Source organism: Microbispora hainanensis, assembly GCF_006874475.1.
GTDB lineage: Bacteria > Actinomycetota > Actinomycetes > Streptosporangiales > Streptosporangiaceae > Microbispora > Microbispora hainanensis.
On sequence record NZ_VIRM01000002.1, the window covers coordinates 213488 to 227516 of the forward strand.

A 14029-nucleotide genomic window follows, 5' to 3' on the forward strand; every position below is an offset into this window, starting at 1 on the left:
TCGGCTTTGGGTAATTGACGATTAAATGTTTTGGCCTGCCGGAAAGTGATGCTTTGCTCCGTGTCCTCTTGGTTGAATGATCCTTATCAGGTCACTTCCAGAAAGGACTGAGATGCACCCTTTACGGCCGGGTGATCCCGAGCAGATAGGCGAGTACGCCATCCAGGGACGGCTGGACGAGGGGCCCCGCGGCGACGTCTATGTCGGCAAGGAGACCGGCGACGACGCCCCTGTGCGGGTGATCAAGCTCTTGGCCGCGGAGCCGGGTTCGGGGCAGGCCGTCCTCGACCGGCTCACTGTGGCCACGCGTGTGTCCAGCTCATATGTGGCCCGCACGATCACGGCGGGCCTACTCGGGGACCGACCCTACCTCGTCAGGGAACACGTCGAGGGACGCAGCCTGGCCGCCGTCGTGGCGGCCGAGGGCCCGCTCTCGGGGGAGGCGCTCGAACGGGTCGCGGTGGGCGTGCTCACCGCGCTGACCGCCGTGCACCTCGCCGACCTCGCGCACGGTTCGCTCACCCCGCACAACGTCGTCGTCGCGGACGACGGCGTCAAGCTGACCGACGTCGCGGTCGGCCCGCCGGTGGGCGAGCTCGCCTACCGGGCTCCGGAGCAGATCAGGGGCGAGCGGTACGACGCGTACGCGGACATGTTCGCCTGGGCCGCCACGGTGGTCTTCGCCGCGACCGGACGTCCGCCGTTCCCACAGGAGCCGCAGGCCGTGCTCACCGCGCAGCCCGACCTCGGCGGCCTGGACGAGCGGCTGCGCCAGGTCGTGCTGCCCGCGCTCGCGAAGGAGCCGGGGCAGCGGCCCACCGCGTACACCGCGATGCTGCAACTGCTCGGCGGCGGCGCCGCAGGGGCACAACCGGTGCCGGCCCCCGGCGCGACGGTCGTGCTGCCCCCGCAGCCGGCGCAGCCGCCGGTCGGGGGAGTCCCCGTTCCGCCGGCGCCGCAGCAGACGCCGGGCCCCCAGCAGGCTCCGGTTCCGCAGCAGGGGCCGGTTTCTCAGCAGGCTCCGGTCTCTCAGCAGACATGGGGCCCGCCGCCCGTCCCCCAGCAGGCGTCCACCGCCTCGTGGCAGCCGCCCGCCATCCTGCAGGAGCAGCCCCAGCAGCAGACGTGGGGGCCGCCGACCACCCAGGGCCAGGTCGAGACGGCGAAGCGCAGGCCGTTCCCCGTCGGGCTCGCGGCGGCGGTCGGCGCCGTGGTCCTGCTCTCCGGAGTGGGTCTGTGGGGCGCCGGTCACTACTCCAAGGTCCAGTTGTCGCCGGCCGCCGCTGAGCGTGCCGCGGGCGGGCACGGGAACGGTGGACGTGCGCTCGCGGACGGCGGAAACGCGGACGGCGGAGACACGGGCGGCGGGACCACGGGCGGCGGGACCACGGGTGGCGGGACCACGGGAGGCGGAGCCGGAGGCGGCGGGCAGGCCCCGACGGCGGCGCCGCAGGTGACGGTGCCGTGGGCGCTGTCGTCCGACGATCCCGACTCGCCGGTGCAGCCGCTGGTGCTGCCGAGCGAGTGGCCGACGGACTCTCCGGTGACGCCGGAGCTCACGTCGGTGCCGACCCCCGGCCCGATCGTGCCGGTGCCGACCCAGCCGGTGGTTCCGCCGCCGGCGCAGCCGCCCGGGCAGACGACGCAGCCGACGGCCCGGGTGACGACCACCGCCACGGTCACCGCGATCCCCAGCCCGGTGCCGACGCAGCCGACTCCCGAGCCTCCGCCCACGCAGTCGCCGAGCCCGCTGCCCACGGAGCGGCAGGAGCAGGTGCCGAGCCCGCAGCCCACCGCGCCGACGGAGGGGCCGACCGATGGGCCCACCGGGGAGCCGACCGGGAAGCCCACCGAGAAGCCCGTCGAGAGGCCCAGCTGGGTTCCCTCCTGGGTGCCGACCGAGAGGCCCGCCCGGAGGCACGCCCGGAAGCCCACCGAGGAGCCGACGGCGTCCGCGCAGCCGAGCACCCCGGCCCCGAAGCCGACCCCGAAGCCGACCACGGTGGCGCCCAAGCCCACTCCGACGGCGAAGCCGACCACGGCCGCGCCCAAGCCCACTCCGACGGCGAAGCCCACGACGGTTGCGCCCAAGCCCATCACCCCGAGTCCGAGGCCGACGACCGCGGCGCCGGTCCGGAACCCCTTCGGTCCGGTCCAGGTCTGCGGGCCGGGCTTCTCCGTCCAGCGCAGCAGTGCCCTGGCGGGTGGCACCGTCTATCAGCTGTACAACCCCGGCACGGGGGAGAACTGCGTCATCACGATCAAGACGGCCGACGTCGGCAAGGAGACGCCGGTCTCCGCGACGCTGGAGGTCCAGGGCGGCGGCTCCAGGACCGACAGCGGTAACTACAAGTACTACGCCGGCCCGGCGAAGCTGCAGGCCAAGGGCAAGTGCGTGAGGTATTCCGGCAGCGTCGGCGCGTCCAGCGCCGGCGGCGACTGGGACAACTGCGGCTGACACCGCGACCGATACCGCAGCCGCACTGTGATTGACACTGCCGGCTGACCAGTTCACACGAAGGCCGGGCGGACATCCGCCCGGCCTTCCGTCTGCGCGGCCCGTCTGCGCGGCTCTGCCGGTGGCACTCTGGGGAGGCGATCCCGGCTCGATCTCAGGCCGGGATCAGGCCGCGCCTCCGGCCGGCTCGGGACCGTGCCGCCATGCCCGGATCACCGCGCCCGTGCCGCCATGCCTGGATCACCGTGCCTGGATCACCGTGCCTGGATCACCGTGCCTGGATCGCTGCGCCCGGGACGCGCTCGGGGACGAGCTCGCGCGGCTCGCTCGTCACGCTGAGCCGTTGATCTGCAGCAGGTTGTCGAAGTCCCCGGGTCCGGCGACGGGCCACACGTTCTCTGCCGCGAGGGACTCTCCGCAGTGGGAGCAGGTCATGATCGCCTCGACCGTCTCCCCGCAGCCCTTGTGCACCATCCGGGTCGGCGGCCCGTCGGGGGCGGCGTGCCGATCCCCCCACTGCCTCATGGCGGTGACCACCGGCCACAGGTCACGGCCCTTGTCCGTGAGGCGCTCACGGCCTGGCTCGTCATCGCGGCGGCCGGGACGGCGCTGCTCATGGCGTCGCCGCCGGACGACTCCTACACCTGGGTATGGCCCGGAATGGTGCTGTTCGGGCTCGGCGCCGGCTTCGTGCTGGCACCGGCCACCGCCGCCTCCATCTCCCGGGTCCCCCACGAAGTGGCCGGCATGGCCGGCGCATCCGTGAACATGTTCCGCCAGCTCGGAAACGTGCTGGGCGCCGGCGTGCTGGGCACCATCCTGACGGCGCACTTCTCGGCGATGCTCCCCGAGCGACTGGCCGGGGCCGGAGTGCCGTCCGGCGTCGCCGCCCAGGTCGAGAGCGCGGCCGCGCACGGCGGTCACGCGCCGGCGGGCGCCGGGGCGATTGCCGCCACGATCGCACGCGGTGTCGCGGGCGCCTTCACCGATTCCCTGCGGCCCGGGTGGTTGATCGTTACGGTGTGCGCCCTCGTGCTCGCCGCCGTCCTGACGTTCGTCCTCGTCGCCGAGAAGACCGCGGCCCACCGGAAATGACATCAGCGGGCACGTTCGTCGGTGCCGGTACGCCGGTCGTGCGGGGAGGCGGGGTCGCCGCCCTGGCCGGAGAGGGTCCAGCTCGCGAGAAGGTCCAGGGCGCGTTTCGAGGACGAGCCGGCTTCCGCGGTGTAGACGAAGAGCGTCACGTCGGGGTCTCCGGGCAGGCAGAGCGTCTCGTACTCGACGGTCAGCTCACCGACGAGGGGGTGGCGCAGCCGCTTGGAGCCGTGGGTGCGCTGGTGGACGCGGTGCTGCTCCCACCAGTGGGCGAACTCGCGGCTGTGCTCGCGCAGCCCGGCGATGAGGGCGGCGGTGGCCCGGTCGTCCGGGTCGCGGCCGGCGTCGAGCCGCAGGCTCTCGACCGCGGCCCGTGCCTGGACCTCCCAGTCGGCGAACAGCGATCGGGCGGCGTCGTCGTGGAACATCCACCGCGCGTAGTTGCGCTGCCGGGGCGGCATCCGGTCGAAGTCGGCGAACAACGCCTTCGCCATCCGGTTGGCCGCGAGCACGTCGGTGCGGCGGCCGAGGACGAGGGCGGGCTCGCCGTCGAGGGCGTCGAGGAGCTGGTAGAGCCCGGGGCGCACGCGCTGGACGCCGCGGGCGCGCCGCCGTACGGGCGCCGCGGTCAGGCCGATGAGGTCGTGCAGATGCGCGCGTCCCGCGTCGTCGAGCCCGAGGGCACGGCCGATGGCCTCGACGACCGACGGCGAGGGGGTGATGCGCCGGCCCTGTTCGAGGCGGGCGTAGTAGTCGGCCGAGACTCCGGCCAGGAAGGCGACCTCCTCGCGGCGCAGGCCGGGGACCCGTCGGACGCGGCCGTCGGGGGGCAGGCCGGCCCGTGACGGGTCGACCTGGCTCCGGGCGCGTCGCAGGAAATCGGCGAGTTCGCGGTTGGTCTCGCTCATATACCTCAGTGTCTCTCTCGCCGTCCGATCCTGACTGGTCCTGTTCCTCCTAGGTTGGCCGGTGCTCGGTCGCATAGGGCGCGATATGGGCGTCTGTGGTGGCTTGCGGCGAAAGATGCTGGTGCTGTGCCGGTCTTCGGGACCTCCCGGCCGGCGCAACCGCCGCGTCAGGCAAGCACCGTCTTCGACACGCAGGTGATGATCATGAGCTTCCCGACAGATCGACCGGCCGTATGGTTCGTGACCGGCGCCTCCCGCGGCCTGGGCCTCGAACTGGTCAAGCAACTGCTCGATCGCGGCGACCGCGTCGCCGCGACGACCCGGTCGCCCGAGCGGCTGCTCGCCGCGCTCGGCGACGAGACCGACGCCTCGCGTCTTCTCGCGCTCACCGTCGACCTGCCCGACGAGGCGGAGGTGAAGTGGGCCGTCCAGGAGACCACCGAGCGCTTGGGGGGCCTGGACGTCGTCGTCAACAACGCGGGCTACGGCTTCCTGGCCGCGGTGGAGGAGACCGGCGACCGCGAGGTCCGCGACATGCTCGACGTCCAGGTCGTGGGCGTGTGGAACGTGCTGCGCGCCGCCCTGCCCGTCCTCCGGGAGCAGCGCGGCGGCCACATCGTCAACGTGTCCTCGATCCTGGGCCTGACCGCCGTCCCGGGCTGGGCGCTCTACTGCGCGGGGAAGTTCGCGCTGGAGGGGCTGAGCGAGGCCCTCGCCGCCGAGGTGGCGGACTTCGGCGTCGGGGTCACCATCGTGGAGCCCGGCTACTTCCGCACCGAGTTCCTCACCGAGGACTCGCTCGCCCTGCCCGCCGAGACGACCGCGCACTACCCGGGCATCCGCGAGATGGTCCGCGACCACCTCAAGCTCCAGGGCAGCCAGCTCGGCGACCCGGTCAAGGGCGCCCGTGCGATCATCGACCGGGTCGTGACCGGAGAGGGCCCGCTGCGGCTGCTGCTCGGCTCGGACGCCCACTCCTACGCCACGGCCAAGGTCGAGGCCCTGCGGGCGAACGTCGAGCCCGCCGCGCTCACCGCGCCCGCCACGGACTTCCCGGCCGCCTGAACGATCAGTATCCGCGATATCCGGTGCCGGTCTTCATGCCCACCACGCCGGGTACGGCCGAGACCGAGCCGTAGCGCGCGACGGCGTAGCGGACGCCCGCGATGATGTTGTCCACCGGGTTCCAGATGTCCTTGTGCCCGGGCAGCGACCAGCGGCTGAACGTCGGGTCGATGGTCTGCATCAGGCCCTTCGACGGCGTTCCGGCGGCCGCGTTCGAGTCCCAGTTGTTGATCGCGTGAGGGTTGCCGCCCGACTCGTGCCGGATGATCATCCAGATGTCTTCCCGGTTCATCTTGTCGGCGGGGTAGCCCTGGGCTCTGAGGATCGCGATGGCCTGCTCGATCCAGTCCTTGACCTGCCCCGTGGGCGCGGGCCCGCCGCCGGCCGGCGGCGGGCCGCTGGGGCCGTAGCCGCCGAAGCCGCCGCCCGTGCCGTTCGCGCCGCTCAGGCTCGTCGGGTTGTACGAGGCGAACGTCGGGTGCGCCGGGTCACCGGGGGCGCCCGTGTAGCCGGGGGTGCGCTGCCAGTCGACGGTGTGCCCGTGCCGGGGCACGAACTCCTGCTTGCCCGGGTCGGGGATCTTGGCGAAGGTGAGCGCGCCGTCGCGGTAGTCGCCGCCCAGGCGGTCGCCCAGCGTCTTCGTGGCGTCGCCGACGGCCGTGTTCACCTGCTCCAGATGGGGCCGGGCGTCCTCGACACCCCGGGAGACGATGGCCCGCAGCCCGCTTTCCAGCTCCTCGTCCGTGGCGTCCTGGTGCCGGCTGCGGTAGGTGGCCGCCTCGGCGACCACGTCACCGCAGATGCCGCCGATCTTCGACTTGGCGCTCTCCAGCGCGCTGGCGACCTTCTCCAGCGCGCCCGCGCACGCGTCGAGAGCGTCGTGGAGGCCGTCGGCCGCCTTGCCATACCTGTTCATATACGTGACGAAGGCGTCGGCGGAGCGGCCCTGCCACGCGGCGTCCACGGTGCGTACGGCGCGGCTCACCCCGCCCGCGTAGTCCTGCGCGTCGCCGGCCGCGCCGCGCCACTTCGCGGCGATGTCGCGGATCGCGCCGGGGTCGCCGCTCACCTTCCGCAGCATGGCGGCCAGTTCCGCGCCGCCCGGAAGGTCCGCGACGCCACTCATGCCCGCATCGAGGTGGACGTGGCCTTGTTGGCCGTCCGGACGTTGTCCTGCACGCTCTCCAGCGCCTGCTCGACGCCCTTCAGCTTGGTCCTCGCGTCGGCCGCCTCGGCGGTGAGCGCGGAGTAGGCCGTGTCGACGGCCGCGGCCAGCGCCGCCGCGCCGTCCACGTGCCCGAAGTCGGCCGCGCGGGTGCCGGGCGTCTCGGGCAGGCCGCCGTGCAGGCTCTCGTACTGGCCCCAGGCCTTGCGCACCGCCGTACGGCAGCTTTCGAGCGCCTGGAAGTGGATGTCGAAACCGGTCACGTTCTGCTCCTTTCCGTCCGTCACTCACCGTCCGGAGGAGGCAGGAACGCGGTCTGGGCGAGCCGCGCGCCGAACCTCCTGTCGACGTGGTAGCCCCGGCCGGGTGGCAGCGGATGCGCCCGGACGTTGCCGAACAGGTAGCCCTCGTCCTTGTTGCCGGAGAGGATGACGGCGGGGCTCGCCATGTCCTTCAGCTTCTGGATGACCGGGTCGTACATGGCCCGGCCGGCGCCGCCCATCTGGCGCGAGAGCACCAGGTGGAGACCGATGTCCCGCGCCTGGGGCAGCAGGTCGACCAGAGGCAGCAGCGGGTTGGACGAGGTGGCGACCAGGTCGTAGTCGTCCACCACGATGTAGACGTCCGAGCCCTGCCACCAGCTCCTCGTCCGGAGCTGCTCCGGCGTGAGGTCGGCCGGAGGCAGCCGCTTGAGCAGGGCGCCGCGCACGTCGTTGACCAGCTCCTGCGCGGCCGTGCTCGACGCCGCGTAGCCGATGCGGTGGGCGGTCGCGGCCGAGTCGAGCAGCGACCTGCGGTAGTCGACGACGATCATCATCGCCTCGTGCGGCTCCCGCCTGGCCACCAGTCCTTCCGCGATCAGCCGCAGCAGGTTCGACTTGCCGCTCTCGGTGTCGCCCAGGACGACGAAGTGCGGGTCGGCGTCGAAGTCGAGCAGCACGGGCGAGAGCGTCGCCTCGTCGATGCCGATGGGGATCTTCGGGCCGGTCTCCTCGGGAGCGGGCAGCGCGGTCGCGGGCAGCACCGGCGGCAGCAGCCGGATCGCCGGCGCGGGCGGCCCCTGCCACGCCTCCCTGACCGCGTGCACCAGACCGCGGACGCCCGCGGCGAGGTCCTCGGAGCTCTGCACGCCGTCGATCCGCGGCAGCGCGGACAGGAAGTGCAGCCCCTCCTTGGTGAGGCCGCGTCCCGGCACGCCTTCGGGGACCGCCAGCGACGCCTTCCTGTTCACCTCGGACTCGTACGCGTCGCCGAGCTTGAGCTCGACCCTGGTGCCGAACAGGTCGCGGATGCTCGCCCGGAACTCCGACCACTTGTTGGTGGCCGCCACCACGTGGACGCCGTATCCGAGGCCCCGCGCGGCGATGTCGGTGATGACCGGTTCGAGCGACTCGAACTCCTGCCTGAGCGTCAGCCAGCCGTCCACGACCAGGAACACGTCGCCCCAGCCGTCGCCGTCGCGGCCGGACTCGGCCCGCATCCGCCGGTAGGCCGCGATCGACTCGATGCCGTGCTCGGCGAAGTCCGCCTCACGCCGCTCCAGGATCGTGGAGATCTCGGCGACCGTACGGCGCACGCGGTCGGCGTCGAGACGGCTCGCGACGCCGCCCACGTGGGGCAGCGCCTCCAGCGAGGCCAGGGAGCCGCCGCCGAAGTCCAGGCAGTAGAACTGCACCTCGCGCGGCGTGTGCATCAGGGCCATGCTCGTGATCAGCGTCCGCAGCACCGTGCTCTTGCCGCTCTGCGTGCCGCCCGCGACGGCGACGTGGCCCGCGCCTCCCGACAGGTCGAGCCAGTAGGGGTCGCGGCGCTGCTCGAACGGCCGGTCGACGATGCCGACGACCGCGTGGAGCATCCCCCGGCCGCCCCAGGTCGCGGTGGTCAGGCCGTGTTGCGGGGTGACGGACAGCGGCGGCAGCAGGTGGGCCAGCGTCGGCGGCTCGGCCAGCGGGGGCAGCCAGATCCGGTGCGCCGGCGGGCCGTGGCCGGTGAGGCGGCCGACCACGACGTCGAGCAGGCTGTGCCGCGGGCCCGCCTGCTCCTCGGCGGGCGCCAGCTCCTTGGGCGTCTCGGTCACCTCAACCGGCGCGAAGGCGGTGCCGTACTCGACCACGTCGTGCATCGGACGGCCGGCCTCGCCGGGCGCGGCCCGCCCGGGATCGGCGTGGTGGGGCCCGGACACGTAGGCGGCCTTGAAGCGGGTCATGCCCGTGGTGTCGTACTTCAGGTAGCCGTTGCCCGGCGCGGGCGGAAGCTCGTACGCGTCGGCGACGCCGAGCACGACCCGGCTCTCCATGGCCGAGAACGTGCGCAGGCCGATCCGGTAGGACAGGTGGGTGTCGAGCCCGCGCAGCCGGCCCTCCTCCAGGCGCTGGGAGGCCAGCAGGAGGTGCACGCCGAGCGAGCGGCCGAGCCGTCCGATCATCACGAACAGGTCGATGAACTCCGGCTTGGCGGCGAGCAGCTCGCTGAACTCGTCGATCACGACGAACAGGGTCGGCATCGGCTTGAGGTCGGCGCCCTGCTCCCTGGCCCGCTCGTAGTCGCGCAGCGAGGCGTAGTTGCCCGCGGCCCGCAGCAGCTCCTGGCGGCGCACCATCTCGCCGTGCAGCGCGTCGTGCATGCGGTCGACGAGCGGCAGCTCGTCCTCCAGGTTGGTGATGACCGCCGACACGTGCGAGAGGGAGTCCAGGCCGAGGAACGTCGCGCCGCCCTTGAAGTCGACCAGCACGAAGTTGAGGATCTCGGAGGAGTGCGTGATGGCCAGGCCGAGCACGAGCGTGCGCAGCAGCTCGCTCTTGCCGGAGCCGGTCGCCCCGATGACCAGGCCGTGCGGCCCCATGCCGCCCTGCGCCGACTCCTTGATGTCGAGCTCGACGATCCGCCCGTCGGCGCCCAGGCCGATCGGCACCCGCAGCCGGTTGCGCCCCGCGCGGGGCTGCCAGATCACCGCGGGATCGAGCCGTACGGGGTCGCCCACGCCGAGCAGGTCGGTGAGCGAGGTGTTGACGCCGAGCACGTCCTGCGCCTCGCCCTGGGCGCCCGCGGAGGCGCGCAGCGGCGCGAGCTGCCGGGCCAGGCCCTCGGCCTGGGGATAGCCGAGCCGGTCGGGGTCGCCGAGCCGGGTGCTCGACCGCCGTCCCGTGTGGTCGATCTTGACCATGTGGAAGCCGTCGGGCTGGACGTCCAGCCGGAGCGTGATCGCCTCGGGCACCGGCCCGGTCATCGCGGACAGGTCGATCACCGTCACGCCCTGGATGGCGTCGGAGCCGAGCTGGCTGTCGTGCGGCACGTGCCCGCCGTCCACGATCACCACGTGGTACGGCAGGGCCTCAGCGGAGGCGCCGGGACGGAACCTGGCCCGCTCCCTGAGCTCCTCCCCGACCAGCGTGTCGAGGTGGCCGAGGTTCTCCGCCATGAGCCTGACCTGGCCCGCGGCGTCGTTCTGCTCCGGGTGCAGGGCGTGCGGCAGCCACTTCACCCACTCCCAGTGGGGCATCCACTCCTTGCTCGCGCAGATCATGATCCGCATGTCGTCGGGGGAGTGGAAGACGACGAGCTGCGCGATCATCCCACGCACCAGCTCGCGCATCGCGGTGGGGTCGCCGGTGAGGTGGATGCGGGCGAAGGAGTGCAGCGCGACCGCGACGGGCAGCCCCGACACCGTGGCGTGCGCCCGGACGAACCGGCGCAACGCCCCGGCCGACAGGGCGTCGAGGTCCTCCACCGGTTTGGTGTCCGGCGGGACGAGCTGGATGGCCAGCTTCTGCACGCCGGTGCCGAGCCGCACGGTCGCGAAGTCGTCGTCGCGCGGCCTGCGCTCCCACAGGCGGGGCCCCATCGCGAGCCACCACAGCGAGTCGGGCGGCGGCCCGCTCCACTCCAGCGCCTCCCGCTGCTGCACGGCGGCCCTGCGGACCTTCCTGCGGATCTGCGACAGATAGCGGAAGTAGTCGCGGCGCAGCCCGTTGAGCCGGTTCCTGCGCTCACCGGCGTTGCGTCCGAGCTGGCCCACGCTCATGCCGACCATGGAGACGGCGAACAGCCCGCTGGCCACGTACATGAGGGGGTTGCCGTTGCCGCCCGCCGTGAACATCAGCGCCATCGCGGCGCCGCCGGCCAGCATCGGCATGTACGTGAGCACGGACATCAGACCCTGCGGCTGGACCTCGGGAATCTCCGGCGGGGATTCCAGGAGGATCTCGCCTCGGGGCGGCTTGGGGCCCGGGCGGCGCTCGGGACGCGAGACCACGACAATGCTCATCTGACTGACTTTTCTACCAGGTTTGCCGATATTTTCGGGCTGTCAGAGAGATCTTCGGGAGAGGATTCCCGCTGTGTCATCGCCGGTCCCCCTTCACGTCCAGCAGGGTGTCGTCCAGCAGGGCATGGTTCAGCCCGGCCCGGGCCCGCGCGGCCCGGCCCAGCAGGGCGCGTTGCCACAGGCGACCGTGCCGTTGCCGCCCCTGTCCCATGTCACCGTGGTCGCTCCGCGCAAGAAGGCGGATCTCGCGCTGCCGTCGGACATTCCGCTGCCGCACGTCATGCCCGGACTGCTCCGGGCGGTCGGCGAGGTCGGGGGCGAGGCCGCCGCGGCCCCCGGCTGGGTGCTCCAGCGTCTCGGCGGGCCGCCGCTCGACCTCGGCCAGAGCCTGGGGGCGCTGGGCGTCCTCGACGGCGAGGTCCTCTACCTGCGCCCGCGCGACGCGGTCATGCCGCCCGCGGTGTTCGACGACGTGGCCGACGTCGTCGCCACCGGGACCAAGGAGGGCGGCGGCCGGTGGGAGCCGCGGCACACGCGGCTGCTCGGCATGGGCGTGGCCGCCGGGCTGCTCGCGCTCGGCGCCGTCGTCCTCGCCCTCGCGGCGGCCCCGCCGCGGCTCACCGCGGGGGTGGCCGGAGCCGTGGCGGTGCTCCTCGTCGCCGCCGGGGCCGTGGTGTCGAGGGCCGTCGGCCAGCCGACCGCCGGCGCGCTCGTCGGCTACGCGGCCCTGCCGCACGCCTTCCTCGCCGGCCTGTTCACGCCCGGCGCCTCGGGCGCCGTGCTGATCCTCGGGGCGCCGAACCTGCTGGCCGGGCTCGCGTACACCGCGCTGGTGGCGACGGTCGGCGGCGTGCTGATCGCCGACGGCGTGGCCGGCTTCCTCGGCGTCGCGGTCGCGTCCGTCGCCGGCGCCGTGGGCGCCGCGTGCGTGATGGTGTTCGGGGGACCGGGCGCCGGGGCGGCGGCCGTGGTCGCGACGGCCCTGCTGGCGCTGAGCCCGCTCATCCCCACGCTGTCGTTCCGGATGGCCAGGGTGCCGCTGCCGCCCCTGCCCACCAGCGCCGAGGAACTGCGCAGCGACAACCAGCGGATCGACGGCCCGCTGGTGCTCCAGCGCACCGCGCAGGCCCACCGGTACGCCACCGGCATGGTCATCGCCATCGCGCTCGCCGGTGTCGCGGCGGAACTGCTGCTCGTACAGCACGGCGGCTGGGTCGCCAACGCCACGGCGGCGACGCTGGCGCTGGCGCTGGCCATGCGGGCGCGGGTCTTCGCGGGGGTCGCCCAGCGGCTGTGGATGGTCCTCACCGCGGCGGCCGGCGCCGCCACCCTGGCGTTCGCGGTGGGCACCGGCGCCGACGCCGTCGGCGAGGTGGCCGTGACGATCGGGGTGCTGTGGACGGCCCTGCTCGCGCTCGGCCTCGGCCTCTGGCTGCCCGCGGGCAGGCCCTCGCCCTTCTGGGGGCGGGCGGCGGACATCCTCGACGCGCTGCTCATCGTCGCGCTGGTGCCGCTCACCCTGGGCGTGCTCGACCTGTACGCCTGGGTGCGCGGCCTGTCGGGCTGACCGTCTCGGTCGTGGGCCGTCTCGCGGGGGCGCGGGAGTCACACGGCCGGTCGTACGGGCAGCAGAGCGGGGCGCTTGGCCGTCCTGCCGTCGCCGGACGACCTGCCGAGGAGACGCCGCGCCAGCCACGGGCCGAGGAACGTGCCCGCCCAGCGCAACTCGGCGCCCACGGCCCGCCAGCCGGCCGGGTCGATCGGGGGATGCAGCGGCAGCGTCCAGCCGTCGTCGCTGCCGGGCAGGCCGAGGGCGTGGGCCACGGCCGCGGCGATGCGCTCGTGGCCGATCGGACTCGCGTGGAGCCGGTCGGCGCTCCAGAGCCGGGGGTCGGTGGAGACCGCATGGTCCGCCGTTTCGGCGACCACGACCCCGTGTCGCGCCGCCGCCATCCGGATGCCGTCGTTGAGGTCGAACACCCGTGACCGGAGCGGCCGGGCGATCGGTGCGATCTTCCCGACGTCCGGGAACGTGAGGGTCGCGACGCGCGCGCCCGCCGTCGTGAGAGCGGCGAACATCGCCTCCAGGTGCCCGGCCACCTCGGCGGCGTCGAAGCGGGGCCTGATCAGGTCGTTGACGCCCGCGACGACGGTGACCAGATGGGGGCGCAGGGCCAGGGCCGGAGCGAGCTGCTCCGCCCGCACCTCCCCGGCGAGCCGCCCGCGCACCGCGAGATTGGCGTAGGCGACCTCCGGGTCGACGGCCGTGAGCCGCTCGGCGAGCCGGTCGGCCCAGCCCCGCGGGTGGGCGGGGTCGCCGTCGCCGAGCCCTTCGGTCTGGCTGTCGCCGAGGGCGACGTAACGCAGGCGCTCATCGGCCGGCACGGGCCACCTCCGGGGGGCGAGCAGCGGGTGCGGTCGATTCACCGGGCACGGCCGGGGTTCCTTCGCCCGCGACGGCCGCGTTCCCGCCTGCGACGGCCGCGTTCCTGTCCCGCAGGATCGCGGCGGTTCGCCGGCACCAGTCGCGGTTTCCCTCCTCGAAGGCCAGACCGCGCAGGCAGGTCAGGTATGGCCCCACGCGGCGGCCCGCGCGAATGAACTCCTCCTCGCCCAGGTCGCCGCGCATCTTCCGCAGGATCCGCCGGAACAGGTCGATCTTGGCCTCCGCCATGGCGGCCCGCTCCTCGACCTGCCGGATCAGCGCCCCGGCGTCGACGTGGTCGGCCGCCTGCACCTTGACGAGCAGGTCGTCGCGGATGAACGACGGCTTCGACGCGTCGGCTGCGAACCGCTGCAGCTCGGTGAGGCCGGCGTCGGTGACGTGGAAGAGGCGCTTGGCGGGCCGGGTCTCCTGGACCACCCGCCGCCCCGCGACCAGCCCTTCCTTCTCCAGCCTGGCCAGCTCGGCGTACAGCTGCTGGGGCAGGGCGTGCCAGAAGTTCGCCACGCCGACGTCGAACGCCTTGGCCAGCTGATAACCGCTGAGCTCCCCGTCGAGCAACGCCGCGAGGACGGCGTGCCGCAAGGCCATGACCCGCTCCCTTCACTCTCCCCTAGTCAAGGATATGACT

11 protein-coding genes are annotated in these 14029 nt (G+C 73.4%); 4 read left to right on the forward strand and 7 right to left on the reverse strand.

What is annotated here, in order from left to right; genetic code table 11:
• Positions 1 to 112 precede the first annotated feature (112 nt).
• Positions 113 to 2458 carry a serine/threonine protein kinase gene (locus FLX08_RS02505; protein ID WP_167530247.1) on the forward strand — a complete coding sequence of 782 codons (2346 nt, stop codon included), beginning with the start codon at positions 113 to 115 and terminating at the stop codon, positions 2456 to 2458.
• Between the two features lie 330 nt (positions 2459 to 2788).
• On the opposite strand, the gene FLX08_RS40350 is transcribed toward FLX08_RS02505, so the two are convergent.
• Positions 2789 to 2983 carry a hypothetical protein gene (locus FLX08_RS40350; protein ID WP_167530248.1) on the reverse strand — a complete coding sequence of 65 codons (195 nt, stop codon included), beginning with the start codon at positions 2981 to 2983 and terminating at the stop codon, positions 2789 to 2791.
• Here FLX08_RS40350 and FLX08_RS02510 point away from each other — a divergent pair.
• On the forward strand, positions 2960 to 3553 hold the full coding sequence (locus FLX08_RS02510; RefSeq protein ID WP_167530249.1) for an MFS transporter: 594 nt from the start codon (positions 2960 to 2962) through the stop codon (positions 3551 to 3553). The genes FLX08_RS40350 and FLX08_RS02510 overlap by 24 nt on opposite strands.
• Positions 3554 to 3555: 2 nt before the next feature.
• On the opposite strand, the gene FLX08_RS02515 is transcribed toward FLX08_RS02510, so the two are convergent.
• Positions 3556 to 4461, reverse strand: a complete 906-nt coding sequence (locus FLX08_RS02515; RefSeq protein ID WP_142616537.1) for a helix-turn-helix transcriptional regulator — start codon at positions 4459 to 4461, stop codon at positions 3556 to 3558.
• A 204-nt stretch (positions 4462 to 4665) separates the two neighbouring features.
• On the opposite strand from FLX08_RS02515, the gene FLX08_RS02520 reads away from it, so the two are divergent.
• A complete protein-coding gene (locus FLX08_RS02520) occupies positions 4666 to 5526 on the forward strand; it encodes an SDR family NAD(P)-dependent oxidoreductase (RefSeq protein WP_142616538.1) in 861 nt (286 codons plus the stop codon).
• 4 nt (positions 5527 to 5530) lie between these two features.
• Here the strand turns inward: FLX08_RS02520 and FLX08_RS02525 are convergent, their stop codons facing one another.
• The 3 genes from FLX08_RS02525 to eccCa are packed head-to-tail and all read right to left on the reverse strand — an operon-like array spanning position 5531 to position 10955.
• On the reverse strand, positions 5531 to 6652 hold the full coding sequence (locus tag FLX08_RS02525; protein WP_142616539.1) for a WXG100 family type VII secretion target: 1122 nt from the start codon (positions 6650 to 6652) through the stop codon (positions 5531 to 5533).
• Positions 6649 to 6954: a hypothetical protein gene (locus FLX08_RS02530; protein WP_142616540.1), complete on the reverse strand. Its 306-nt coding sequence runs from the start codon at positions 6952 to 6954 to the stop codon at positions 6649 to 6651. Before FLX08_RS02530 ends, FLX08_RS02525 begins: the two co-directional genes overlap by 4 nt.
• Positions 6955 to 6974: 20 nt before the next feature.
• Positions 6975 to 10955 carry a type VII secretion protein EccCa gene (gene eccCa / locus FLX08_RS02535; protein ID WP_142616541.1) on the reverse strand — a complete coding sequence of 1327 codons (3981 nt, stop codon included), beginning with the start codon at positions 10953 to 10955 and terminating at the stop codon, positions 6975 to 6977.
• Between the two features lie 73 nt (positions 10956 to 11028).
• On the opposite strand from eccCa, the gene eccD reads away from it, so the two are divergent.
• Positions 11029 to 12522 (forward strand): type VII secretion integral membrane protein EccD, encoded by a 1494-nt coding sequence (gene eccD / locus FLX08_RS02540; RefSeq protein ID WP_244312255.1) that lies wholly within the window; start codon positions 11029 to 11031, stop codon positions 12520 to 12522.
• A gap of 38 nt (positions 12523 to 12560) precedes the next feature.
• On the opposite strand, the gene FLX08_RS02545 is transcribed toward eccD, so the two are convergent.
• Together FLX08_RS02545 and FLX08_RS02550 are read right to left on the reverse strand one after the other, a co-directional pair.
• On the reverse strand, positions 12561 to 13340 hold the full coding sequence (locus FLX08_RS02545) for an SGNH/GDSL hydrolase family protein (protein WP_142616542.1): 780 nt from the start codon (positions 13338 to 13340) through the stop codon (positions 12561 to 12563).
• On the reverse strand, positions 13327 to 13989 hold the full coding sequence (locus tag FLX08_RS02550) for a PadR family transcriptional regulator (protein WP_142616543.1): 663 nt from the start codon (positions 13987 to 13989) through the stop codon (positions 13327 to 13329). Before FLX08_RS02550 ends, FLX08_RS02545 begins: the two co-directional genes overlap by 14 nt.
• Positions 13990 to 14029 lie beyond the last annotated feature (40 nt).